Origin of the sequence: Acidiphilium sp. JA12-A1 (genome assembly GCF_000724705.2) — a bacterium.
GTDB lineage: Bacteria > Pseudomonadota > Alphaproteobacteria > Acetobacterales > Acetobacteraceae > Acidiphilium > Acidiphilium multivorum.
Genome location: NZ_JFHO01000094.1, coordinates 1 through 24,543 on the forward strand (window position 1 = coordinate 1; position 24,543 = coordinate 24,543).

22 protein-coding genes and 2 pseudogenes are annotated in these 24,543 nt (G+C 66.5%); 9 read left to right on the forward strand and 15 right to left on the reverse strand.

Annotated features, from left to right (window positions below; translation table 11 throughout):
- Nucleotides 1–576 (reverse strand): annotated as a pseudogene (locus RT91_RS15910) (IS1595 family transposase); the annotation flags it as partial.
- 62 nt (nucleotides 577–638) lie between these two features.
- Here RT91_RS15910 and RT91_RS15915 point away from each other — a divergent pair.
- Nucleotides 639–950: pseudogene (locus RT91_RS15915) on the forward strand (helix-turn-helix domain-containing protein); the annotation flags it as partial.
- Nucleotides 951–983: 33 nt separating this feature from the next.
- On the opposite strand, the gene hpnH reads toward RT91_RS15915, so the two are convergent.
- Entirely contained in the window at nucleotides 984–2,135 is a 1,152-nt protein-coding gene (gene hpnH / locus RT91_RS15920; protein WP_007421329.1) for an adenosyl-hopene transferase HpnH, read from the reverse strand.
- A gap of 39 nt (nucleotides 2,136–2,174) precedes the next feature.
- Complete coding sequence (ispH, locus tag RT91_RS15925) at nucleotides 2,175–3,158, reverse strand: 4-hydroxy-3-methylbut-2-enyl diphosphate reductase (RefSeq protein WP_007421330.1); 984 nt, start codon at nucleotides 3,156–3,158, stop codon at nucleotides 2,175–2,177.
- Between the two features lie 380 nt (nucleotides 3,159–3,538).
- Here ispH and dxs point away from each other — a divergent pair, with 380 nt between their 5' ends.
- From dxs to RT91_RS15955, 6 genes are all read left to right on the forward strand, one after another.
- A complete protein-coding gene (gene dxs, locus RT91_RS15930; RefSeq protein ID WP_013640404.1) occupies nucleotides 3,539–5,482 on the forward strand; it encodes a 1-deoxy-D-xylulose-5-phosphate synthase in 1,944 nt (647 codons plus the stop codon).
- A gap of 29 nt (nucleotides 5,483–5,511) precedes the next feature.
- Nucleotides 5,512–6,126: an ABC transporter substrate-binding protein gene (locus RT91_RS15935; protein WP_013640405.1), complete on the forward strand. Its 615-nt coding sequence runs from the start codon at nucleotides 5,512–5,514 to the stop codon at nucleotides 6,124–6,126.
- 1 nt (nucleotide 6,127) lies between these two features.
- The gene (gene hpnI, locus RT91_RS15940; RefSeq protein WP_035188399.1) at nucleotides 6,128–7,321 is read left to right on the forward strand and encodes a bacteriohopanetetrol glucosamine biosynthesis glycosyltransferase HpnI; all 1,194 of its coding nucleotides are present in this window, start codon (nucleotides 6,128–6,130) and stop codon (nucleotides 7,319–7,321) included.
- Nucleotides 7,322–7,331: 10 nt separating this feature from the next.
- On the forward strand, nucleotides 7,332–8,756 hold the full coding sequence (gene hpnJ / locus RT91_RS15945) for a hopanoid biosynthesis associated radical SAM protein HpnJ (protein ID WP_035188401.1): 1,425 nt from the start codon (nucleotides 7,332–7,334) through the stop codon (nucleotides 8,754–8,756).
- A gap of 21 nt (nucleotides 8,757–8,777) precedes the next feature.
- On the forward strand, nucleotides 8,778–9,581 hold the full coding sequence (gene hpnK, locus RT91_RS15950; protein WP_011942525.1) for a hopanoid biosynthesis-associated protein HpnK: 804 nt from the start codon (nucleotides 8,778–8,780) through the stop codon (nucleotides 9,579–9,581).
- A 159-nt stretch (nucleotides 9,582–9,740) separates the two neighbouring features.
- Nucleotides 9,741–11,402 carry a hypothetical protein gene (locus tag RT91_RS15955; protein WP_035188403.1) on the forward strand — a complete coding sequence of 554 codons (1,662 nt, stop codon included), beginning with the start codon at nucleotides 9,741–9,743 and terminating at the stop codon, nucleotides 11,400–11,402.
- A gap of 144 nt (nucleotides 11,403–11,546) precedes the next feature.
- On the opposite strand, the gene RT91_RS15960 is transcribed toward RT91_RS15955, so the two are convergent.
- The 4 genes from RT91_RS15960 to RT91_RS15975 all read right to left on the reverse strand — a co-directional run bounded on the left by RT91_RS15960 (nucleotide 11,547) and on the right by RT91_RS15975 (nucleotide 13,527).
- Nucleotides 11,547–11,993, reverse strand: a complete 447-nt coding sequence (locus tag RT91_RS15960) for a CopD family protein (protein WP_013640410.1) — start codon at nucleotides 11,991–11,993, stop codon at nucleotides 11,547–11,549.
- On the reverse strand, nucleotides 11,990–12,322 hold the full coding sequence (gene fdxA / locus RT91_RS15965) for a ferredoxin FdxA (RefSeq protein WP_011942528.1): 333 nt from the start codon (nucleotides 12,320–12,322) through the stop codon (nucleotides 11,990–11,992). Before fdxA ends, RT91_RS15960 begins: the two co-directional genes overlap by 4 nt.
- A gap of 73 nt (nucleotides 12,323–12,395) precedes the next feature.
- On the reverse strand, nucleotides 12,396–13,124 hold the full coding sequence (ric, locus tag RT91_RS15970; RefSeq protein ID WP_011942529.1) for an iron-sulfur cluster repair di-iron protein: 729 nt from the start codon (nucleotides 13,122–13,124) through the stop codon (nucleotides 12,396–12,398).
- Nucleotides 13,108–13,527, reverse strand: a complete 420-nt coding sequence (locus tag RT91_RS15975) for a group III truncated hemoglobin (protein WP_013640412.1) — start codon at nucleotides 13,525–13,527, stop codon at nucleotides 13,108–13,110. The genes ric and RT91_RS15975 overlap by 17 nt, the downstream gene beginning before the upstream one ends.
- Before the next feature lie 93 nt (nucleotides 13,528–13,620).
- Between RT91_RS15975 and RT91_RS15980 the strand changes: the two genes are divergently transcribed.
- Nucleotides 13,621–14,040: an Rrf2 family transcriptional regulator gene (locus RT91_RS15980; protein ID WP_012039667.1), complete on the forward strand. Its 420-nt coding sequence runs from the start codon at nucleotides 13,621–13,623 to the stop codon at nucleotides 14,038–14,040.
- A 121-nt stretch (nucleotides 14,041–14,161) separates the two neighbouring features.
- On the opposite strand, the gene RT91_RS15985 is transcribed toward RT91_RS15980, so the two are convergent.
- From RT91_RS15985 to RT91_RS16015, 7 genes are all read right to left on the reverse strand, one after another.
- Nucleotides 14,162–15,877 carry a DEAD/DEAH box helicase gene (locus tag RT91_RS15985; RefSeq protein WP_007421704.1) on the reverse strand — a complete coding sequence of 572 codons (1,716 nt, stop codon included), beginning with the start codon at nucleotides 15,875–15,877 and terminating at the stop codon, nucleotides 14,162–14,164.
- 136 nt (nucleotides 15,878–16,013) lie between these two features.
- Entirely contained in the window at nucleotides 16,014–16,670 is a 657-nt protein-coding gene (locus RT91_RS15990; protein WP_012039669.1) for a 3-oxoacid CoA-transferase subunit B, read from the reverse strand.
- The gene (locus RT91_RS15995) at nucleotides 16,670–17,356 is read right to left on the reverse strand and encodes a 3-oxoacid CoA-transferase subunit A (RefSeq protein WP_012039670.1); all 687 of its coding nucleotides are present in this window, start codon (nucleotides 17,354–17,356) and stop codon (nucleotides 16,670–16,672) included. The genes RT91_RS15990 and RT91_RS15995 overlap by 1 nt, the downstream gene beginning before the upstream one ends.
- A 4-nt stretch (nucleotides 17,357–17,360) precedes the next feature.
- Nucleotides 17,361–18,563, reverse strand: coding sequence for a 3-oxoadipyl-CoA thiolase (gene pcaF / locus RT91_RS16000; protein ID WP_007423986.1), 1,203 nt, complete (start codon nucleotides 18,561–18,563; stop codon nucleotides 17,361–17,363).
- A 20-nt stretch (nucleotides 18,564–18,583) separates the two neighbouring features.
- Nucleotides 18,584–19,105 (reverse strand): protocatechuate 3,4-dioxygenase subunit alpha, encoded by a 522-nt coding sequence (gene pcaG / locus RT91_RS16005; protein ID WP_035188413.1) that lies wholly within the window; start codon nucleotides 19,103–19,105, stop codon nucleotides 18,584–18,586.
- A 3-nt stretch (nucleotides 19,106–19,108) separates the two neighbouring features.
- Nucleotides 19,109–19,813, reverse strand: coding sequence for a protocatechuate 3,4-dioxygenase subunit beta (gene pcaH / locus RT91_RS16010; RefSeq protein ID WP_035188415.1), 705 nt, complete (start codon nucleotides 19,811–19,813; stop codon nucleotides 19,109–19,111).
- Nucleotides 19,810–21,006: a 4-hydroxybenzoate 3-monooxygenase gene (locus RT91_RS16015; RefSeq protein ID WP_035188447.1), complete on the reverse strand. Its 1,197-nt coding sequence runs from the start codon at nucleotides 21,004–21,006 to the stop codon at nucleotides 19,810–19,812. The genes pcaH and RT91_RS16015 overlap by 4 nt, the downstream gene beginning before the upstream one ends.
- Before the next feature lie 302 nt (nucleotides 21,007–21,308).
- Between RT91_RS16015 and katG the strand changes: the two genes are divergently transcribed.
- On the forward strand, nucleotides 21,309–23,495 hold the full coding sequence (gene katG, locus RT91_RS16020; RefSeq protein ID WP_035188417.1) for a catalase/peroxidase HPI: 2,187 nt from the start codon (nucleotides 21,309–21,311) through the stop codon (nucleotides 23,493–23,495).
- Nucleotides 23,496–23,545: 50 nt separating this feature from the next.
- On the opposite strand, the gene RT91_RS16025 is transcribed toward katG, so the two are convergent.
- A complete protein-coding gene (locus RT91_RS16025; RefSeq protein ID WP_007423990.1) occupies nucleotides 23,546–24,538 on the reverse strand; it encodes an ABC transporter permease in 993 nt (330 codons plus the stop codon).
- Between the last annotated feature and the right edge of the window lie 5 nt (nucleotides 24,539–24,543).

The following is a 24,543-nucleotide window of genomic DNA, read 5'->3' on the forward strand; positions in this document are numbered from 1 at the left end:
CCTGGCCGGTGAACCCGGCCACCCGCCGCAGTTTCAGTCGAACCGGCTTGCCTTCAGGCGTGGTCTCGACTGCGCGATGAAAGGGGTCTTGCCGGGCGCGCCTCGCCCGCGCTTGCCGCCGGAGCGTTCACCGCCGAGATAAGCATCATCGATCTCGACCCGCCCGGTCAGGCGTTTGCGCCCATCGCGTTCCAGCATCACCTGCTGGAGCTTGTGCTTGAGCATCCAGGCCGAGGTCTGTCGCACCCCGAGACGTCGGCCCAACTCGATGCTGGAGATGCCCTGCTTGCTCTGGGTCAGATGGTACATGGCCCGGAACCAGGTCCGCAGCGGCAATTTGGTCGAGGCGAAAATCGTGCCCGCAATCGGCGATGTCTGCCGTCGGCATTTCGTGCACTGGAACAAGCCCCGGGTCTTCACCTCGCTATAAGAGCGCCCGCCACAGACCGGGCAGGAGAACCCGTCGGGCCAGCGGGCGGCGATCACCACCGCGCGGCACTGCTCCTCCGTGCCATACAACCGCTCAAATTCGGCCTCGCTCAGCCCGCGCTGAAACTGCACCGCATTGCGCGCCATCGCTTCCTCCGCTCACAGCACCAAGTTCTTGCTTTGTGCTCCGCTCAACATGGCTGATCAACGTGGGTAAGCAGGAAAAAGAATATCAGATCGTGGAGATCCTTGCCCTAAGGAAAGGATGCGTTCTGAGCAAGGAAGCGATCCTTGATCATCTCTATGGAGGGCTCGACGAGCCCAACCCAAAAATCATCGACGTGTTCATCTGCAAAATCCGCAAGAAACTGCTGGCCGCCGGAGCCGACGACCTGATCCAGACGAACTGGGGCCGGGGCTACATGATTGTCGACCGTCGAGAGTCCGAACTCCGTCCGACCAGAACTGCCCCCGCACAAAACATCATGCCGGCGCCTCGCGAGCGAAGCGCCGCCGGATGACCGCAACAGGGGCGGGATACGGCCGTTCCCCGGTTACTCCGCGGGTTCGGCCGGTTCCTGGGTTCCCTGGATCTCCGCCATCTTGTGTTCGACGTGCCGTGAGAACACAAACTCCGCCGGCCGCTGATGATCAAGCGGGATATCTGCCGCCATGGCGCCTTCGGTACGGATCCCCGTCACCGCAAGCTTGGCCAATTTCCAGGGGCGCTTGACCGAGTCAACCACCGCAGTCGCCTCGAAGCCCGAGTGGACCATGCAGTCGGCGCATTTTTCATAATTGCCGACACCATATTTGTCCCAATCGGTTGTCTCCATCAGCTCCTTGTACGTCTTTGCGTAGCCTTCCCCGATTAGGTAGCAAGGCCGCTGCCAACCAAACACGTTGCGCGTCGGGTTGCCCCAGGGCGTGCACTTGTAGGTCTGATTGCCGGCCAGGAAGTCGAGAAAGAGGGGAGACTGATTGAATTTCCAGCGAATTCCGCGCGCCTTCCGCTCCTTTCCATGGCGGAAGATCGCCCGGAAAAGTTCTTTCGTCCGCTGACGGTTAAGGAAATGTTCCTGATCCGGGGCACGCTCATAGGCATAACCCGGGGACGTCATGACCCCATCGACGCCGATTTCGTTCACGGTATCGAGGAACGCGGCGACCCGCTCGGGATTGGCTCCGTCGAACAATGTGCAGTTGATCGAAACACGGAATCCCTTTGCCTTGGCCAGTTTGATCGCGGCAACGGCACGTTCGTAGACGCCTTCCTGACTGACCGCCTGGTCATGCATCTCGCGATCGCCGTCGAGATGAATGTCCCAGCAGAAATTCGGGTGCGGCTTGTACTGGTCGATCTTCTTCTCGAGCAGCAGCGCATTCGTGCAGAGATAGATGAACTTGTCCCGCGCCAGGATCTTCTCGACGATCTCGGGCATTTCCCGGTGCAGCAGCGGCTCGCCGCCAGCAATCGCCACAACCGGAGCGCCACACTCATCCACGGCTTCCAGCGCGTCGGCAACCGACAGGCGCTGATTCAGAATCGGTGCGGGATAATCGATCTTGCCGCAACCGGCGCAAGCCAGGTTACAGCGGAACAGCGGCTCCAGCATCAGCACCAGCGGATACCGCCGATTGCCGGTCAAATGCTGTTTCAGCACGTAGGCTCCAACCTTGATCGCCTGCTTCAGCGGCACGCCCATTGGTAACTCCTGATATTTCCCAACCTGCCGATGCGCCGTTCAGGCATCGCTCACTTCGGTGGGCAGTTTGAACCTGACATCTTCCGGCGTGCCGGCAAGGGTATCGATTTCGATGGCGCCGAACTTCCGCAGGCCATCGATCACCCCTTTGACCAGCACTTCCGGCGCCGACGCGCCCGCCGTAACCCCGACGGCGCGGATGCCCTTGAACCAGGACGGATCGAGATGGCTGGCATCGTCGATCAGATAGGACGGACGCCCCAATTCGGCGCCGATCTCGCACAAACGATTGGAATTCGATGAATTTCGGCTGCCGACGACCAGGATAACGTCGACCTGTTCGGCCAGATGCCGCACGGCTTCCTGCCGGTTTTGGGTAGCATAGCAGATATCGCGCACGTCGGGACCGACGATCCCGGGAAAGCGCTCGACCAGCGCCGCAATGATTCCGCGCGTGTCGTCAACCGAAAGCGTCGTCTGTGTGATATAGGCAAGCTTGTCCGGGTCGCTCACCTGCAGAGACGCCACATCCTCGACGGTCTGCACAAGATAGACCCGACCGTCGATCTGGCCGATCGTCCCCTCGACTTCCGCGTGCCCGGCATGGCCGATCAGCACGATCTCCCGCCCCTGACCAGCGTAGCGCCGCCCTTCGGAATGGACCTTGGCAACCAGCGGGCAGGTGGCATCGATCACCGGCAGGGCGCGGTTCGCGGCGCTCTGCTGCACTTTCCGCGCGACGCCATGCGCAGAAAACACCGTAATCGCCCCATCCGGCACTTCCGAAATCTCGTCGACGAACACCGCGCCGCGGGATCTCAAATCCTCCACCACATGGCGGTTATGCACGATTTCATGGCGCACATAGATCGGCGGACCGAATTTCGCCAATGCCCGTTCAACGATCTCGATCGCCCGCTCGACGCCGGCGCAGAACCCGCGCGGCTGCGCCAGCACGACTTTCATGACCGTCTGGTCCACGGCCGGATCTGCGCATTCGGTCATGGTATGAGGCAGATCCATGGTCTGTCGCCTTTCGAATCGGGAATTCGCGATTGTGGGAAATCCACTCCGGCAGTACGCCGTTTCTCTGAAATAAGTCATCCCAAGGCGGCTTCGCAAGGGCGCCTGTTCCGAGCCCCCTCTTGGAGACCGCCTGTGTTGCAGTTATGCATCGTGCGAGATCAAACAGCCACCCCATCCCCGCACCCGTTTCATTCCAGACCGGTTGATCTTATCTCTTCAACCATGCCCTATCGCTCCCCACGATGAATGTATAAATCCTCCGGGTACCGGCACGGCCCGGAGTGCCGCAGGGTCGCAATGACGGAGATTGAAGGAATCAGCATGATGGCTTACCGCGCCAGCGAAAGACCGGTTACCTGCGCACGGGGTGTCGTCTGATGCCGCCGCAGACTCCCCTGCTGGATCGTGTCCGCGTTCCGAGCGACCTGCGCAATTTCTCCGCCGACCAGCTCCGCCAGCTCGCCGGGGAATTGCGCGCCGAAACGATCGACACCGTTTCCGTGACCGGCGGGCACCTGGGCGCGTCGCTCGGCGTCGTCGAGCTGACGGTGGCCCTGCACGCGGTGTTCGAGACCCCGCGGGATCGCCTGATCTGGGATGTCGGCCATCAGACCTATCCGCACAAGATCCTCACCGGCCGGCGCGATCGCATCCGTACACTGCGCCAGCCCGGCGGGCTGTCCGGCTTCACGCGCCGTTCCGAAAGCGAATACGATCCGTTCGGGGCCGCCCATTCCTCGACGTCGATTTCGGCCGGACTGGGCATGGCCGTGGCCCGCGACCTGAAGGATGAATCCCCTAAGCGTCACGTCATCGCCGTGATCGGCGACGGGGCGATGTCCGCCGGCATGGCCTATGAGGCGATGAACAACGCGGGCGCCAGCAAGTCCCGCATGATCGTCATCCTCAACGACAACGATATGTCGATCGCGCCGCCGGTCGGCGCGATGAGCGCCTACCTCTCGCGGCTGATCTCCTCGCGCAGCTTCCTCTCGATCCGCGATTTCGCCGCCCGGATGGCGAAACGCTTCCCCCGCACGCTCGAACGCACGGCCAAGCGCGCCGAGGAATACGCCCGCGGAATCCTTACCGGCGGCACGCTGTTCGAGGAGCTGGGCTTTTATTATGTGGGCCCGATCGACGGCCATAATCTCGACCATCTTCTTCCGGTCCTGCGCAATCTGCGCGACATCGACGGCGACGAGCCGATCCTGCTCCATGTCGTCACCCAGAAGGGCAAGGGCTACGCACCGGCCGAGGCGTCGGCCGACAAGTATCACGGCGTCTCGAAGTTCAACGTCGTCACCGGCGAGCAGACCAAGGCGCCGCCGGGACCGCCCTCTTATACAAAGGTGTTCGCCCAGGCGCTGATCGCCGAGGCGGAACATAATCCGAACGTCGTCGCGGTCACCGCGGCGATGCCGAGCGGCACCGGCCTCGACGCCTTCGGCAAGCGCTTCCCGGACCGCTGCTTCGATGTCGGCATCGCCGAACAGCACGCCGTGACCTTCGCCGCCGGCATGGCGACCGAAGGCATGGCGCCGTTCTGCGCGATCTATTCCACCTTTCTCCAGCGCGCCTACGACCAGGTCGTGCATGACGTGGCGATCCAGTCCCTGCCCGTGCGCTTCGCCATGGACCGCGCCGGCCTCGTCGGCGCGGACGGTGCCACCCATGCCGGCGCCTACGACCTCGCCTATCTCGGCTGCCTCCCCGGAATGGTGATCATGGCACCGTCCGATGAGGCGGAACTGATGAACTGCGTTGCCACCGCGGCCGCGATCGACGACCGCCCGTCCGCGTTCCGCTATCCGCGCGGCGAGGGCACCGGCGTCCAGCTCCCTGCGCGCGGAACGCCATGGGAAATCGGCAAGGGACGAATCGTGCGCGAAGGCAGCAAGGTGGCCGTCCTGGCGCTCGGCCCACGCCTGGCCGAAGCGCTGAAGGCAGCGGACGAACTCGCGGCGCGCGGCTTCCCCGCAACCGTCGCCGATGCCCGCTTCATGAAGCCGCTCGATACCGCGCTGGTGGACCAGCTTGCCCGTCATCACGAAGTCCTGATCACGATCGAGGATGGTTCGAGCGGCGGCTTCGGCGCGGCTGTCGGCCACCATCTCGCCTGGTCTGGCGCGTTCGACTCAGGACTGCGATTCCGCCCGATGACGCTTCCGGACCGCTTCATCGACCACAACTCACCCGCCGGCCAGCTGATCGATGCCGGACTTACCGCGAAGGATATCGTGGCGCACGCGCTCGGCGCGCTCGGTCGCGGAGCCGTGCCCGAAAATTCGCACGGTTCGGTCGCAATTCCGGCACGTTGATCGCCATATCTGCCCTTATGAAACGTCGAATGCTCCTGGCGGCGCCACTTGCCGTGGCCCTGCCCTTCGCGCTTCCGGCGGCACGCGCTGCCGCTGCCCCGGAAACGCAGCCGGTCAACGCTCTGGACGACGCGCTGATCGCGACAATGAAGGCTGGCAGCGCCGGCAAGACCTTCAGTGCGCGCTACGCCATGCTCAAGCCGGTGATCGAAAAGAGTTTCGACCTTCGACTGATCCTGCAGAACTCGGCAGGACTGCTCTGGTCGCAAATTCCGGCTGCCCAGAAAACCGAGCTTGAGAAACTGTTCCGCCAGTATACGGTTGCAACCTATGTGAGCAACTTCAACGCCTACGCCGGCCAGCACTTCACGACCAATCCCGACATCCGGCGGACAGGCAATGCCCGCGTCGTGTCGACCACGTTCGAGGGAAACGGGGGAAAGAAGGTCGAACTGGCCTACGTGATGCGGCAGTCCGGCGGTGTGTGGAAAATCACCGACGTTCTCTTCGACGGGACAATCAGCAAGGTCGCCACGCAGCGCTCCGACTTCAGCGGCCTGATCGAGCCTGGCAACGCGTCGCGGCTGATCGATGCGCTGAAGGCGAAGGTCGCTTCGCTGTCCGGCGGGGCGATCAAGGACTGACATGACCGCAATCCTGCCGGCCCTCGCCGACGCGCTCTGCGCGGTCGGCCTCGTCCAGCAGGCCATCGGCTCCACCCTCGTGCGCGTCGCCCGGCATCCGGAAGCTTCAATGCCGGACGACGCGCCGGGCATCACCGTTCTCAAGCCGCTGCACGGCACCGAACCGCTGCTCGACATTGCGCTCGAATCCTTCTTCCTGCTGGACTATCCGCGGTTTCAGCTCGTATTCGGCGCGGCCGATCCCGATGACCCCGCCCTCGCCCTGGTAGCCCGTTTGCAGGCACGCTACAGGCAGGTCGACGTCGCGACGGTCGCCGGGCCGCACCGGGCGGGCCGCAACCGGAAGGTCGCCAACCTGATCGCAATGCGGTCCGCCGCCCGGTACGACCTTCTCGTGATCTCGGATGCCGACATGCATGTCGCACCGGATTTCCTGAACGGCATCGCCCGCTCCCTCTCGCGGCCAGAGGCGGGCCTCGCCACGACCTTCTATACCGGTCTGCCCGCGAACGGCGCGCTCGCCGCCCGGCTGGGCGCGATGCAGATCAATCACGGCTTCCTTCCCGGCGCCGCCATCGCCCGCGCGCTCGGCCGGCAGGACTGCCTTGGCGCGACAATGGCTCTCCGCGGCGCCGATCTCGACCGGATCGGCGGGTTCGAGGCGCTGCTCGACCATCTCGCCGACGACAACGTCCTCGGCCAGCGCATCCGCGCCACCGGCAAGCAGGTCGTTCTCGCGCCGGCGCTTCCGGCCACCTCGGTGCCCGAGACGACGTTCGCCGCCCTCATGCGGCACGAACTGCGCTGGGCCCGCACAATTCGCGCGCTGGTGCCGTTCAGCTATGCCGGAATGATCACGCAGTTCCCGCTCTTCTGGGCCCTGGCGGCACTGCTGCTGTCCGGCGGCGCGACGTGGACATGGATCGGCCTGGCCCTCGCCGCCGGCCTGCGCTACATGATCGCGCAGCAGCTCGAACGCCGCCTTGGATTTTCCGGGCGCGGCCGTGGTTCACCCGCCCTGGCGAGCACGCCGGCGCCCTGGCTTTTCCTCTTGCGCGATATGGTTTCGGCGGCCATTTTCGTGATGAGTTTCTGGAGCGATACCGTCGAGTGGCGTGGCAATGTGCTGGAGGCCGATTCGGGCCGCAGCGACAGCGGGCGACAGGCAGAAGCCGCCCCGCGGCATATGAATTAGGACCGATGCGATGATGAAGACCCTGTTCCTGCAACCGCCCTCCTTCGACGGGTTCGACGGCGGCGCCGGCTCCCGCTACCAGGCGCGCCGCGAGATCCGGTCCTTCTGGTTCCCGACCTGGCTCGCCCAGCCGGCGGCGCTGATCCCCGGCTCCAAACTGATCGACGCGCCTCCCGCCGGCCTCACGATGAAGGATGTGATGCCGCACGCCCGCACCGCCGAGCTCGTCATCATCCACACCTCCACGCCGTCCTTCGCCAACGACGTCAAGGTCGCGGCCCAGATCAGGGCGGAGAACCCCGGCGTGAAGATCGGCTTCATCGGCGCGAAGGTGGCGGTCCAGGCCGGCGAAAGCCTCGAGCGCGCCGCCCCTGTCGACTTCGTCGCCCGCAACGAGTTCGACTTCACGATCAAGGAAATCGCCGAGGGCAAGCCCTTCGCCGAGGTCGACGGCATTTCCTGGCGCAACGAGGCCGGCGAGATCGTCCACAACCAGGACCGCCCCACCCTCGAGGACATGGACAGCCTTCCCTTCGTCGCCGACGTCTACAAGCGCGACCTGAAGATCGAGGACTATTTCATCGGCTATCTGATGCACCCCTACGTGTCGCTGTATACCGGCCGGGGCTGCAAGTCGCGCTGCACCTTCTGCCTCTGGCCGCAGACGGTCGGCGGCCACCGCTACCGCACCCGCTCGGTCGAGCACGTGATCGCCGAGGTGAAGCAGATCCAGCGCGATTTCCCGCAGATGCGCGAGCTCTTCTTCGACGACGACACCTTCACCGACAACCTCCCCCGCGCCGAGGCGATCGCGCGCGAACTCGGCAAGCTCGGCGTCACCTGGTCCTGCAATGCCAAGGCGAACGTTCCCCGCGACACGCTCAAGGTGCTGCGCGACAATGGTCTTCGTCTGCTGCTCGTCGGCTATGAAAGCGGCAACCAGCAGATCCTGCACAACATCAAGAAGGGCATGCGGATCGAGGTCGCGAAGAAATTCACGAAGGACTGCCACGATCTCGGCATCAAGATCCACGGCACCTTCATTCTCGGCCTGCCCGGCGAAACGCAGGACACCATCCGCGAGACGATCGATTTCGCGAAGGAGATCAACCCGCATACCATCCAGGTCTCCCTCGCCGCGCCGTACCCGGGCACCTTCCTTTACAACCAGGCCGTCGAAAACGGCTGGCTCGACGCCGCGCATGCCGAACTGATCGACGATCACGGGATCCAGATCGCGCCGCTCCACTACCCGCATCTGACGCACACCGAAATCTTCGACAGCGTGGAAACCTTCTACCGGCAGTTCTATTTCCGCGTGCCGAAGATCGCCTCGATCGTCGGCGAGATGGTGCGCAGCCCGCAAATGATGAAGCGCCGCCTGCGCGAGGGCGTGGAGTTCTTCCAGTTCCTGCGCGAGCGCCACGCCGCCTGATCGTCCAGAGCATCCGCAGCCATGCGAAGCGACGCCGAGGTCATCTTCTCGGCGGATGATTTCGGCCTGACCGACAGCGTCAATGAAGCGGTGGAACGCGCCCATCTTGAGGGCGCGCTGACCCAGGCGAGTCTCATGGTGGCAGCCCCCGCTGCGGCCGACGCGGTTGCCCGCGCGCGGCGCCTGCCCAGCCTGAATGTCGGGCTGCATCTGGTGCTGGTCGAGGGGGATTCCGTGCTCGGCCACACCGCCCTGCCCACGATCACCGGCGCGGATGGCCGGTTCGGGGCCGATCAGGTCGCCCGCGGCTTCCGCTACTTTTTCTCCCCCGCCGCGCGGCGGGAACTGGCGGCTGAAATCCGTGCGCAGTTCGAGGCCTTCGCAGCGACCGGCCTCACGCTGCACCACGCGGATAGCCACAAGCACATGCACATGCATCCCACCGTGGCGTCGCTGATGATCCGCATCGGCCGCGAATTCGGCCTCCGGCGCATCCGGGTTCCGGCCGAACCCCCCGCGGTCCTGAGGGCGAGCGGCGACCGGCCGGGTTTCCCGGCCCATGCCCTTTATGCCTGGTCGCGTGTTATCCGCGCACAGGCGAGCCGCGCCGGGCTATCGAGTCCCGACCATATCCTCGGCATCCGACGTTCCGGCCACATGACACCCGAACGGGTGAACGCCTATCTCGAAGTCCTGCCCTCCGGCTCAACGGAAATCTATTTCCACCCCGCGACCCGGCGGTGCCGGGATCTCGAAAGGCTGATGCCGGACTACGAGCATGTCGCTGAATTCGAGGCGCTATGTGCGATCAGGGACCGGGCCTGATCCCCGTTAGAAATTTGTATTGAACGCATAATTTGAAACAACACCAAACTACAACCTTGAGACGAATTGTTTGTTAGAAAAACTGCTTCCTGTTGGGAATGCGTTAATTTTTCGCCGATAGATCTGAGGGCACCAGCACAGCAGACCAAGGAGCGGCTCGTGTCATCCTCAACATCAACGGAAAATGTCTCAGTCATAGCAAGTCTTGGTGCGACACCAGACACGTTTGCAGTAGACACATCGATTCAGGCCACTGTTCAGCAACAGCTGGACAACAATATCACCAACCTCATCAATCTGAATTCGCCCTATACCGGTGTGACAGTAACACCGATATCCTTGAATTCCGACGGCACTACGAACTCCTCCCCTCCTCCTGAGCCCACCAATACGTCGTTCTACGAGGATACTTACATCACCGGTTCGGTCACCGGCAGCGGCGGGTCGATCAGCTTGCCTAACGCCATGACCAATGGCGTTCCGACCAATAACGGTATCCGCGGAATCATCGCGACCTTCAGCGGTAACGAGACCATTACCGGCGGCGCCGGCAAGAACGCGCTGATCGTCACGGGCTCGACCACAAACCTGACATGGGATCCGATGGGCGGCGCCGGCACCGACACGATCTATGCGGGCGGCGGAAACAACAACTTCACGCTTGACGGTTACTGGTACGACGTTCAGGTCGCGAGCGGCGACAACACGATCACGACGGCCACCAACGCCGCCGGCGGCGCGAGTTACAATCGCATCACGACCGAGGGTGGCCACAACGTCATCAACCTCGACGCGGGCACCAATACCGTCATGTCCGCCGGTAGCGACGTGATTAACGTCAACGATTCCGGCAACCTGATTTCAGTATCCGGCGCGTCGAAGATCACCTTTGGCGCGAACGCGACCGGCAACACGCTTTACGCGACCGGGGCGGCAACAATCGTCGGCAATTCCGGCGGCAATACGATCTCGATCAGCGGCAGTCAGGGGGCGGCGATCAGCACCTCGGGCGCCGGTTCCCTCGGCTCGGTCGCCGGCAACACGACGATCTATTCGTCGACCGACGACGAAAGCGTCCAGTTCACCGCCGGCACAAACCGGTTCAGGAACAATGGCGGCTTTGACACCATCGTCGCTACCGGGCAGTCCGTCGTTCGCGCAGGCAATCCAACGGGATCGACCGGCAAGATCGACTTCATCAATCAGAGCACCAACGCGGTGACGGTTCTTGGCGGCGCGGGCGCCGTGACGGCTTTCGGCGGCGTCGGCGGCGGCATCATTACCGGCGGCGCGGAAGGCAACAACTCCCTGATCGGCGGCTCCGGGTCGGCCACTCTGGTCGGCGGCGGGAACGGCGATTTCATTGAGGCCGGAGGCGGGAATGCGACACCGAGCGGAGCTTGGAATGCGCTTTTTGCCGGTGTCGGCAATGAAACGCTCACCGCCACATCGGTAACGGGCAGCAACCTGTTTGCGGCCGGCAGCGGCAATGACATCATTTCGTCAGAAGGCACGGGAACCCAGTACTTCTTCACCGGGTCCGGCAACGCCACGATCACGGGATCGTCCCTGGCCGGCTCGGACAATATCTATTTTGCCAGGTCGGGCGGTACCAGCAGCCAGGACATCATCAACAATTTCTCGACGCAGAGAGATATCATGGTGATGATCAACGGCCAGACGATTTCTTCCGTCACTGCAACTTCAAATGCATCGCCTCAAACCGGCGCTGTCCTGACATTGTCGGACAACACGAGGATCACCATGGTCGGTATCAACCCGAACCAGTTGCAGCAATTCGTCGGCGGATCGTTCGTGTAAAGGCCAAACCTGCCAGGGCGCGTCTTGTCAACGGAATCGAGGCGCGCTCTCGCAGCACGGTTGCATTTTGAATTTTAGCTGAACCCGTCTGCGTGCGTCGCCACCATGACCAGGTGATAACGCAGGCGGGCTTTATCCGGCGCCTCATGGCCGAACCAGCACCATCGTGACGATCACGACCATCAGGACGATCGGGACAACCGCGCTCCGCCTCAGGATTGTCACCTCCGGCCGGGCATCGTCGCGCAGCCGCCGGCGCCAGGCGGAGAGAATGCCATGGTACCAGGAGAGCAGCAGCACGGCGGCCAATTTCACCAGCCACCACAGTGCGCTCCAGGATATCGTGCCGGGCGTCAACGCAAGCAGGATGCCGAACCCCCAGGCCGCGTACATCGCGGGATTGACCAGGCGCTTGAAGATCTGGCGCTCGAGGGCCGCGAACGCCATCGCCGCCGGGCTCGCCGGCTCCAGCCCATGATGGCGCAGATAGATCATGGGCAGCACGATCATTCCCGCCATCCACAAGATCACCGCGATCACGTGCAGCGCCAGCAACTCGCGCAGGAAGGGCAACAGCGCCGGCACCGTCATGGCGTGCCCGGCTCCCTCGAGAGCGATGCGGCCTTGCCAGGCCTGTCCTTCCACGCGTCGGCGTCCTCGGGCGGAGTTCCCTTGCGGGTGATGTTCGGCCAAAGGGCCGCCAATTCACGGTTCTGATCGATCCATGCGTCCGCCTTCGCGTCGGAATCCGGCACGATCGCCTCGGCCGGGCATTCGGGTTCGCAGACCCCGCAATCGATGCATTCGTCCGGATGGATCACCAGCATGTTCTCGCCGGCATAGAAGCAGTCAACCGGACAGACCTCGACGCAATCCATGTATTTGCACTTGATGCAGCTTTCGGTGACGACATAGGCCATGACGCGACTTTCGGTAAACAGGGCTGCAGTCAACGGGAGCAGATCCAGGCGGGCGGTAGCATCGGCCCGGCCGTCAGTGATTGGCTCCTGATGCCGGATTGCCCTCCCCGGCTTCCTCCTCGGCCTCGAAGCGCGGGAAGAGGACGTTGTTCTCCAGATGGACATGCATCATCAGATCGTCGTGAAACTTGCCAAGGCCGAGATACAGCGCCCGCCAGGTGGCACAGGCGCCCTGCGGCGCGACCCGGCCACCGGTGATCGCCTCGATCCCCGCGAGAACCGCGCCGTGATCCTCGTGCTCGGCGCGCATGACCTGGATTGCGGCACGCGCCATCTCGCCGCCCCCCTGGGCGAGCAGCGGAAACAGCACGACCTCCTCGCGCTGCTGATGCAGGCGCAGTTCGGCGATCATGCGCGACAATGTTTCCGCAAGGCCATCCGGCACGGCAGGGTGCTTGCGGTGCGTCGCCTCGACCTTGGCGGCAAGGTCGCGCAGGTTCGGCAGCTCGGCGAGGTGGACCGCGTGGTAGCGTGTCTTGATGTGGTCGATCAGCGCCGGCGTCGGCGCGTCCCGCCAGTCATCGAGCGGTTCGGCGGCGGCGCTCATCAGGGCGGCGAGAACGGGCGACGGCGCGATCCCCTGCCCTGCCAGCGCCTCGGCCAGCGTGCGCTTGCCCTGGCAGCAGAAATCGATGCCGAAGGTCTGAAACACCGAAGCGGCACCCGCTCGGCTGGCGGCGATCTGGCCGACAGGCGCGTTCAACAGACCGGCGTCGGCCGGCGTTTCAATCTGCCCGGACATGGGTTGTCTCCTGATTGGCATGAGGGAAGAGCGGCAGTTCGCCGCGATGCACGGCAATGCCGTGTTCAAGGCTGCGGGCAATCCGCCCCGCGAGCAGGACGAAACGATCGGCCGCGTCCGGCGGGCAGTGTTCCCGCGCGGTTTCCGCCCACAGTTCCATCCATCTTCCGAAATGCGCGGCCTCGATGGGCAGCGGCGCGTGCGCCTGCATCGGCGTGCCGCTGTAGCGGCCGCTCATCAGCGCGACAGAGGACCAGAACGCGCACATGCGGCCGAGATGACGATCCCAGTCATGCACCTTCGCCTCGAAGACGGGGCCGATGAGCGGGTCGCGCCTCGCCGCCCCATAGAAGGCATGCACCTGCCGTTCGATCATCGCTTCGTCGATTCCGCTGTCCTGCATGGCTACTCCGTCAGCCGGCTATATACGCATTTCATATGCGTAAAATGCTCCGACCAAATACGCATTGTCAATACCTGATAAGCGGACTAATATATGTTTGTGACGCTGACCAACTATACGGATTACGGGCTGCGCGCCCTCATGCTGCTCGCGATCGAGCCTGACCGGGTTCAATCGACGTCCGCACTTGCCACCCGCCTCGACGTATCACGCCATCATCTCGCGAAAATCCTGATGGATCTCGTGGCCGGCGGCTACCTCCTCAGTTCCCGCGGGCCCACCGGCGGCGTCCGCCTCGCGAAGCCGCCCGGGCAGATCCGCATCGGAGACGTGGTCCGCTATCTCGAACGCGATCAGGCCATGGTCGAATGCTTCCGCGCCGATGGCGGGCAGTGCAATCTGCTGCCGGCCTGTCGGCTGCGGCAGACGCTCAACCGGGCGAAAGACGCCTTCATCGAGACGCTCAACGGAAAATCCCTGGCCGACATGTCGCCGGTGCCGGCCAACCGCTAATTCGGCGGGCCCGCAACCGGCGAGCATTGTCGCCGTTCCGGCAGGCCCCGCCACGCTCATGGCGCACGCCCACGATGATCAGGAACCGGCCGGCCTCGGCAAGGATCGTCCGCGCGCCGATCTATCCCGCTTTCCGTGCCTTGCCGCCGCGGCGGGGCGGCGCGTGAGCTTTGATCCGGGACGGGGATTTCCTGAACCGGCCTTCCTTCCTGCCGCGACCGAAATCCTCCGCTGCCGTGCCGGGTTGGTGGCCCGCCGGTTCGATCCGCATCTCGGAATTGGTGCCGGCACCGATGGCGGCGGCAAAGGCGTCGGCCACATCGGCGCCGATTTCAAACCGCGTCTCGTGATCGAAGATGCGGATCGCCCCGATATCGCGCTTGGTGACGCCGCCGACCCGGCAGATCGCCGGCAGCAGCCATTTCGGATCGGCCTTCTTGCGGCGACCGACATCGCACCGGAACCATACCATGGCCCGCCCGTCCTCTGCGCCCGCGGCGCGACGGGCCGCCGGACGGGGGAGGACTTCAGGCTGCGGCGCGATCTCCTCCGGCGCCGGCAGGCGGGCGCGATACAGGCGGATCAGCGCCGTTGCGACAACATCGGCCGACCGGTTCGCAAGCAGTTCACGCGCCAGGGCGATCTCCTCATCGAGCGGCGCCTCGGTCAGCACCGGATCGGTCAGCAGCCGCGCATGGTCGCGGGCGCGGATGGCCTCGGCCGTCGGAGGGGCCTCCCAGATCGCCCTGATATTCGCCGACGCAAGCAGAACCTCCGCCCGGCGCCGGCTTCTGTCGGGCACCATCAGCAGGCAGAGGCCCTTGCGTCCGGCGCGTCCGGTCCGGCCGCTGCGATGGAGCAGGGTCGCCTTGTTGGCCGGCAGGTCGGCGTGGATGACAAGGTCGAGATTGGGCAGGTCGAGTCCCCGCGCGGCGACGTCGGTGGCGATGCAGACGCGGGCGCGCCCGTCGCGCAGGGATTGCAGCGCGGCATTGCGTTCCGACTGGCTGAGCTCGCCGGACAGGGCGACGGCGGCGAAGCCGCGTTCCTGAAGCCGCCCGTAAAGCTGGCGCACGGACTCGCGGGTCGAGCAGAACACCAGGCAACCGGCGCCCTCATGAAACCGCAGCAGGTTCACCAGCCCGTGCTCGACCTCGTGGGCGGCGATCCGGATCGCCCGATATTCGATATCGGCGTGCGGCTGGTTGCGCGCGACGGTGTCGATCCGCAACGCATCGCGCTGGTATTGCCGCGCCAGCGCGGCGATCTCGCGCGCGATGGTGGCCGAGAACAGCAGCGTGCGGCGGTCCGCGGGAGACGCGCCGAGGATGAATTCGAGTTCGTCGCGAAAGCCGAGATCGAGCATCTCGTCGGCCTCGTCGAGCACGACGACCCTGAGCCGGCCGAGATCGAGATGCCGGCGCTCGATATGGTCCTGCAGGCGGCCCGGTGTGCCGACCACGATATGGCAACCGCCGGCGAGGGCGCGCTGTTCGCGCCGCGGGTCCATGCCGCCGACGCAGGAGACCACGCTCGCACCGGTATGCTCGTAAAGCCAGGCGAGTTCGGCATGAACCTGGATGGCAAGCTCGCGGGTCGGCGCGATGATGAGCGCGAGCGGCGCGCCGGCCGGCGGCAGCACGTCCTCGTCCAGGATCGTGGCGGCGAAGGCCAGCCCGTAGGCGACCGTCTTGCCCGAGCCGGTCTGGGCCGAGACCAGGAGGTCGCGTCCTTCGGCCTCGGGTTCCAGCACGGCGCTCTGCACGGCGGTCGGGTCGGCATAACCGCGCGCCGCGAGCGCATGCTGGAGCGCGGGAGTCTCAACATAAAATGGCATGGGGCTCATTACCGCACCTGGCGGAAACGACCAACATGGCTGGCGCATACCGGCGCCGTCCCCCCACCGGGGCCGAGCCGGAACGCCCCTCGCCCGCCGGCGGATGACCGGTCGGCGGCCCTGATGCCGGAGATCGTCACCCGATGGCGAGAGGGGCGGCGGTCAGGCTGCGCACCTGTTCCGGCGTGACCCCTGGTGCCGCGTCGCGCAGCACGAACCCCGCCGGCGTGATGTCGATGACGGCAAGATCGGTATAGACGCGGGTGATCGAGCCCAGCGCGGTCAGCGGATAGGTGCAGCGCTCCACCAGCCGCGGCTCGCCCTCCCTCGTGCAGTGTTCCATCAGCACCCAGACCCGCGCCGCCCCGGCGCCGAGATCCATCGCCCCGCCCACCGCCGGCGCCACCCCTTTGCGCCCGACCGACCAGTTGGCGAGATCGCCGTTCGCCGCCACCTGATACCCGCCGAGCACGCACAGATCGAGGTGCCGCCCGCGGATGATCGCGAAACTGTCCGCCTGCCCGACGATCGACGCCCCCGGACGCAGCGTCACCGGCTGCTTGCCCGCGTTGATCAGGAACGGGTCCTCCGCCCCCGCGTCCGGCGCCGGCCCCATCCCCAGGATGCCGTTCTCGGAATGGAAGATCACCTCCCGCTCCGCCGGCACATGGTTCGCCACCTGCGTCGGCAGCCCGATGCCGAGATTGACCACCCAGCCCTCGGGAATATCCGCCGCCACCCGCGCGGCCATCTCCGCGCGCGACCAGCCCCGCCGCATCACCGTCCCCTCCATCACGCCGCCTCCCCTTCCATCGGCTCCGGCACCAGCACCACCCGGTCGACGAACACGCCGGGCGTCACGATCCGGTCCGGATCCAGCGCGCCGAGCTCGACCCGCCGGTGCACGCTCGCCACCGTCACCTTCGCCGCCCCCGCCATGATCTGGTTGAAGTTGCGCCCCGCCCGCCGGAACGTCAGGTTCCCCCACCGGTCCGCCGCCCAGGCCTCGATCAGCGCGAAATCCGCCTCGATCGCGTATTCCAGAACGCAGTCCCGCCCGTTGATCCGCCGCGTCTCCTTCCCCGCCGCGAGTTCCGTCCCCGCCGAGGTCGGCGTGAAGAAGGCCGGAATCCCGGCATTCGCGGCGCGGATCCGCTCCGCCAGCGTGCCCTGCGGCACCAGTTCCAGCTCGATCTTCCCCGCCTCGTACAGCTCGTCGAACGCCGTCCGCCGGCTCGCCCGCGGATAGGAGCAGATCACCCTGGCAATCGCCCCGCGCTCGATCAGCTTCGGCATCCCGCCGAAATCCCCGCCCGCGTTGTTGGCGATCAGCGTCAACCCCCGCAGGTTGCGCGCCGCCAGCGCGTCGACCAGCGCGTTCGGCTGCCCCACCGCGCCGAACCCGCCCACCATGATCGCGGCGCCATCGCCGATCCCCTCCAGCGCCGCCTCGACCGAGGCCACGAACTTGTCGATCATCGCCTCACACCCGCTCGATCAGCACCGCGATGCCCTGGCCGACACCGATGCACATCGTCGCGATCGCCAGCCTGCCGCCCCGCGCCTCCAGCGCCCGCAGTGCCGTGCCCGCCAGCCGCGCCCCCGACGCGCCCAGCGGATGCCCCAGCGCGATCGCCCCGCCATGCGGGTTGACCCGCGGGTCGTCATCCGCAAGCCCGAGATCCCGCGTCACCGCCAGCGCCTGCGCCGCGAAGGCCTCGTTCAGCTCGATCACGTCCACCGCGTCCAGCGAAACCCCGGTCCGCGCCAGCAGCTTCCTCACCGCCGGCGCCGGCCCCATGCCCATGATCCGCGGCGGCACACCCGCCGTCGCCATGCCGACCACGCGCCCGCGCGGCGTCAGCCCATGCGCCTGCGCCGCCGCCGCCGAGGCGAGGATCAGCGCCGCCGCCCCGTCATTCACCCCCGACGCATTGCCCGCCGTCACCGTGCCGGGCTCGCGGAACGGCGTGCTCAGCCTCGCCAGCCCCTCCAGCGTCGTCTCCGGCCGCGGATGCTCGTCGGTGTCAACCACCGTGTCGCCCTTGCGGCCGCGAATGGTCACCGGGGTGATCTCGCCGGCGAAGAAGCCGGCCTCTGCCGCCGCCTGGCACTTGCGCTGGCTCGCCAGCGCGAACCCGTCCTGGTCCGCCCGCGAGATGTTGAAATCGGCGGCGACGTTCTCCGCCGTCTCCGGCATCGCGTCGACGCCGTATTGCGCCTTCATCAGCGGGTTGACGAAGCGCCAGCCGATCGTCGTGTCATACACCGCGTTCGACCGGTCGAACGCCGCCCCCGCCTTCGGCATCACGAAGGGCGCGCGGGTCATGCTCTCCACCCCGCCGGCGATCGCCACCCCCGCCTCGCCCAGCCGGATCGCCCGCGCCGCACTCCCCACCGCATCCAGCCCGGAGCCGCACAGCCGGTTGACCGTCGCCCCCGGCACGCTCTCCGGCAGCCCCGCCAGCAGCAGCGCCATCCGCGCCACGTTCCGGTTATCCTCGCCCGCCTGGTTCGCACAGCCGAACAGCACCTCGTCCACCGCCGCCGGATCGAGCCCCGCCGCCCGCGCCATCACCCCGCGGATCGCCACCGCCGCCAGATCGTCCGCGCGAACCGCTGAAAGCGTCCCGCCATAACGCCCAAACGGCGTCCGCACATACTCGCAAATAAAGGCCTCGGTCATGGATGCGCTGCTTCCCTTGTTCAAAAGTCCAGAAATACCGTTTCGCCCTCGCCCTGCAGCACGATGTCGCGCCGCCAGACGCCGGGCGAGGTCTCATCCGCCACCAGCGTGTCGCGCCGCGCCGCCGGCACCAGGCTCAGCACCGGGTCGGTCGCGTTCAGCGCATCCCCGGCGAAATAGATCCGCGTGAAAAGCGGCCGCAGCAGGCCGCGCGCATGCAGCGCCAGGCCGCAATGCGGCGCCTGCTGCGCGTTCGCCCCGCGCGGCCCGGGCAGCGGGCCCGGCATCACGGTGGCGAAGCGGAACCGGCCCTCCGCATCCGCCGCCACCCGGCCATAGCCGGGAAATACCGCATCCCGCGCGGGCGAGGCCTGGAACAGCTCCACCGCCGCGTCGGCCACCGCCGCCCCCGCGCCATCGGTGATCCTTCCCTCGATCGCGATCCGCGCGCCGGCGGCGCCGAACCGCGTCAGGTCCCACCAGTCCGGCTGGTCGATCAGGTGCCAGAACGGCCCGATCGTCTGCTGCGCCGACATCTCCATCCCTCACCCCTCCATCGGCGTGGCGGCGCGGCCGCGCAGCACGATGTCGAACCGATAGCCGAGCGCCCGCCCCGGCTCGGTGACGCCGATATCGAACGCCGCCACCAGCCGCGCCCGCGCCGCCGCGTCCGGTACCGCGTGGAAGATCGGGTCGAGTTCGAGCAACGGATCGCCGGGGAAATACATCTGCGTGATCAGGCGCGCGGCGAACCCGGCGCCGAACAGCGAGAAATGGATGTGATTCGGCCGCCACGCATTGGCGTGGTTCCCCCAGGGATAGGCGCCCGGCTTGACCGTGACGAAGCGGTAGCGCCCCTCGTCATCGGTGAACACGCGCCCGGCGCCGCGGAAATGCGGGTCGAGCGGCGCGTCATGCGTATCGCCCTTGTGGTTGTAGCGCCCCGCGGCATTCGCCTGCCAGATCTCGACCATGCTGCGCGGCACCGGCCGCCCGGCCTCGTCCAGCACCCGCCCGGTGACGATGATCCGCTCGCCCATCGCCTCGTGCCCGTCATTCACGGCGAGATTGTCGGTCGGCGCGAAGCGCGACGGCTCGAAGACCGGCCCGGTCGTCTCGGTCAGCGTCTGCGGAATCGCCACCGGCATCTCGCGCGGCGCGCGCAGCGCCGTGCTGCGATAATCCGGCGCCGAGAGCGGCGGCTGCGCGCCGCGCGACGGCGCGATCCCGTCGGCTTCGGTCTCGTTCATGGCACCCCCTCCGGCGCGGCGAAGGGCAGGCCGACATAATTCTCGGCCAGCGCGGTCTGCCCCGCCTCCGACTGCGTATAATACTCCAGCTCGGCGTGCTGCATCCGCCGGTCGAACCCGGTATGCGTGTCGAACCGGTGCATCATCGAGGTCATCCACCAGGAGAACCGCTCGACCTTCCACACCCGGTCCAGCGCCGCCGCGCCATAGCCGGCGAGCGCGCCGGCCTCGCCCCGCGCCCAGCGGACGATGGCGCCGGCCAGCAGCGCGGCATCGGCGATCGCGGCGTTCAGCCCCTTTGCTCCGGTCGGCGGCACGATATGCGCGGCATCGCCGGCGAGGAACAGCCGCCCCGCCTGCATCGGCTCGACGACATAGGAGCGCATCGCCGTGATCCCCTTCTGGATCACCGGCCCGGTGTTCAGGCTGAACCCCGGATGATCGAGCCGGCGCGCCAGCTCCTCCCAGATCCGCTGGTCCGGCCAGTCCTCCAGCCGCTCCTCCATGCCGCACTGGATGTAGAGCCGGCTGACCGTGGCCGACCGCATCGACAGCAGCGCGAACCCGTTCGGATGATTGGCGTAGATCAGCTCGTCCTTCGAGGGCGGCGCTTCCGCGAGAATGCCGAGCCAGCCGAACGGATAGACCCGGTCGTATTCGCGCGCCGCCGCCGCCGGCAGCGCGGCGCGGCCGGCGCCATGAAACCCGTCGCAGGCGGCGACGATATCGCAGTCGAGGCGGTGCTCGGCGCCGTCATGCCGATAGACGATCGCCGGCCGCGCCGTCCCGATCCCCTCGATCGCCGCGCATTCCGCCTCGAAGACGATCGGCAGCCCCGCCGCCACCCGCGCCCCGATCAGGTCGCGCACCACCTCGTGCTGGCTGTAGAGCATCACATGGCGGCCGGTCAGCCGCGCGAAATCGATCCGGTGCAGCGCGCCGTCGAACAGCAGGTTGGTGCCGTCATGGCGAAAGCCGATCGTGTCCATCCGCGCCCCAAGCCCGGTCGCGCGGAGCAGTTCGGCCACGTCGTGTTCAAGGATTCCGGCGCGGATCCGATGCTCGACATGATGGCGGGACTGCCGCTCCAGCACGACGCTGTCGATCCCCGCCCGGGCCAGCAGATGCGCGAGCATCAGCCCCGCCGGCCCCGCGCCGATGATGCCGACCCTCGTCCTCGTTTCCATCGCCATTCGCCCTCCCGCCTCGCCGCCGGTCTTCCGGCCGGTCGCGGTGCGCCGCCGTTTGTGCGGCAGACGCACACTGGAAACACCAACGCACAGCCGGTATACCGCGCCGCCGCACCGCCGCAAGCCGTTTTCGTTGCTGCACCGCGGCAATTCCGCGCCGTCCCGCCGCACTCCGCGACGAACTGTTTCACGTTGATTGCAATAGGTTTCCCCTATTGTTCCATTCCATAAAATGGATTTGACCGATCGGAATCGAGTCGCTACCCCGGGCGGACAGGCATCCCAGGCAATCAACGGAGGAAGACTTGTCGACAGAAGCGAAATGCCCCGTCACCGGCGGCGCGACCCGGTCAAGCTCGGCCGGCATCCAGTCCAATGCCGACTGGTGGCCCAACCAGATCAATCTCGGCATGCTGCACCAGCACTCGGCGCTGTCGAACCCGATGGATCCGGATTTCGATTACGCCGCGGAATTCAAGACCCTCGACCTCGATGCGGTGATCGCCGACCTGAAGGCGCTGATGACCGATTCGCAGGACTGGTGGCCGGCCGATTTCGGCCATTACGGCCCGCTCTTCGTCCGCATGGCCTGGCACGCGGCGGGCACCTACCGCATCGGTGACGGCCGCGGCGGCGCCGGCGCCGGCCAGCAGCGCTTCGCTCCGCTGAACAGCTGGCCCGACAACGCCAATCTCGACAAGGCCCGCCGCCTGCTCTGGCCGGTCAAGCAGAAATACGGCCGCAAGATCTCCTGGGCCGATCTCATGGTCCTCGCCGGCAACGTCGCCCTCGAATCGATGGGCTTCAAGACCTTCGGCTTCGGCGCCGGCCGCGTCGACACCTGGGAGCCCGACCAGGGCATCTACTGGGGCCCGGAGACGACCTGGCTCGACGACAAGCGCTACAGCGGCGACCGCGACCTCGAAAACCCGCTCGCCGCCGTGCAGATGGGCCTCATCTACGTCAACCCCGAAGGCCCCAACGGCAAGCCCGATCCGGTGGCCGCGGCGCGCGACATCCGCGAGACCTTCGCCCGCATGGCGATGAACGACGAGGAAACCGTCGCCCTGATCGCCGGCGGCCACACCTTCGGCAAGACCCATGGCGCCGGCGACGCCGCCCTGGTCGGCCCCGAGCCGGAAGCCGCGCCGATCGAGCAGCAGGGACTTGGCTGGATCAGCAGCTACGGCACCGGCAAGGGCAGCGATGCCATCACCGGCGGCCCGGAAGTCACGTGGACGCAGACGCCCACGCAGTGGAGCAACTTCTATTTCGACAACCTGTTCAACTACGAATGGGAGCTGACCAAGAGCCCCGCCGGCGCCTGGCAGTGGGTCGCGAAGGACGCGGGTGACGTCATCCCCGATGCGTTCGACGCCGCGAAGAAGCACCGCCCGACCATGCTCACCACCGACCTGTCGATGCGCAAGGACCCGGCCTACGAGAAGATCTCGCGCCGCTTCCACCAGAATCCGGACGAGTTCGCCGATGCCTTCGCCCGCGCCTGGTTCAAGCTCACCCATCGCGACATGGGGCCGGTCTCGCGCTATCTCGGCAAGCTGGTTCCGGCCGAGCACCTGATCTGGCAGGACCCGGTTCCCGCGGTGGACCACAAGCTGATCGACGCGGCCGATATCGCGGCGCTGAAGGCGAAGCTTCTCGCCACCGGCATCGCGCCCACCCGCCTCGCGCTCACCGCCTGGGCCTCGGCGGCGACCTTCCGCGGCTCGGACAAGCGCGGCGGCGCCAACGGCGCGCGCATCCGCCTCGCCCCGCAGAAGGACTGGGCGGCGAACGAGCCGGCCGAACTCGCCAAGGTGCTCGCCGCGCTCGAAAAGGTGCAGGCCGAGTTCAACGCGGCGGCGACCGGCGGCAAGAAGGTCTCGCTGGCCGACCTGATCGTGCTCGGCGGCTGTGCGGCGATCGAGGCGGCGGCGAAGGCGGCCGGCCATGACGTCACCGTGCCCTTCACCCCCGGCCGCACCGACGCGACCGAGGCGCAGACCGACGTGGCCTCCTTCGCGGTGCTGGAGCCGAAGGCCGACGGCTTCCGCAACTATCTCGGCAAGGGCGATCCGCGCGCGCCGGAGGAACAGCTGATCGACCGCGCCCAGCTTATGACGCTGACGGCCCCGGAAATGACCGCGCTGATCGGCGGCATGCGCGCCCTCGGCGCCAATGTCGGCGGGGCGAAGCACGGCGTCTTCACCACCCGCCCCGGCGCGCTGACGAACGACTTCTTCGTCAACCTGCTCGACATGAACATGAGCTGGCACCCCGCCGCCGAGCCCGGCGTCTACGAGCTGCGCGACCGCAAGAGCGGGGCGGTGAAGTGGACGGCAACGCGGGTGGATCTCGTGTTCGGCTCGAACTCCCAGCTCCGCGCGCTCGCCGAGGTCTACGGCACGCAGGACGGCGAGGCCGCCTTCGTGAAGGACTTCGTCGCCGCCTGGACCAAGGTCATGGAGCTCGACCGCTTCGACCTCGCCTGACCGCCTGCCCCGACCGGCCGGATGCCCGCATCCGGCCGGCGGCCTTCAGCTCAGCGCAGCCGCCGCCGCAGATTGTCGACATAGACGGCGCCGACCACCACGATCCCGAGAATCACCTGCTCGACATAGGGTGAAATCCCAGCCAGCTGCGTGCCGTTCTTCAGGATCGTCATCAGCAGCGCGCCGAGGATGCTGCCGAGGATCGTCCCCACCCCGCCGAACAGCGACCCGCCGCCGATCACCACCGCGGCGATCGCATAGAGTTCGTAATTCGCCCCCGAGGTCGGCTGCGCCGCCGCCGTGTAGGCAAGATAGATCACGCCGGCGAGCGACGAGACGATCCCGCCGAACACATAGACCAGCAGCAGATGCCGCGGCACGTTGATGCCCACCCGGCGCGCCGCCTCGGCATTGCTGCCGATCGCCAGCGTGTAGCGGCCGAACCGCGTCTTGTTCAGCAGATAGGCCGAGAACAGCGCGAGCAGCACCGCGATCCACGCCATGTTGGGAAAGCCCAGCACGGTGCCTTGCGAAATCTCCTGGAACCCGTTCGGCAGGCCGAACACCGGCGTGCCGTTGGTGGTCAGCAGCGCCGCGCCGAGTGCGACCGCGAGCATGCCCAGCGTCGCGATGAAGGGCGGCACGCCGAGCACGACCACCGACAGTCCGATGATCGCGCCGATCACCGCCCCCAGCGCCAGCGTCAGCACGATCGCCACCCCGGACGACATGTGCGCATCGACGATCGCGATCGCGCAGATCATCGACGACAGCGCGACCACCGAGCCCTGCGAGATGTCGATCCCGGCGGTCGCGATGATGAAGGTCTGCCCCGTCGCCAGGATCGCGATCACCGCGACCTGCTGGGCGATGTGGAACCAGTTTCCCCCGCTCAGGAAGCGGGGGTTCAGCACGCCGAACGCGACGACCAGCACCACGATGCTGATCAGCGCGAAGGCGATCTGGCGGACGAAGCGCCACAGCATGCGCCCGCGCGGAATGGTCTCGACGTCGAGCGCGGCTGTTCGTGCCTGCTGGTCCATCGTCC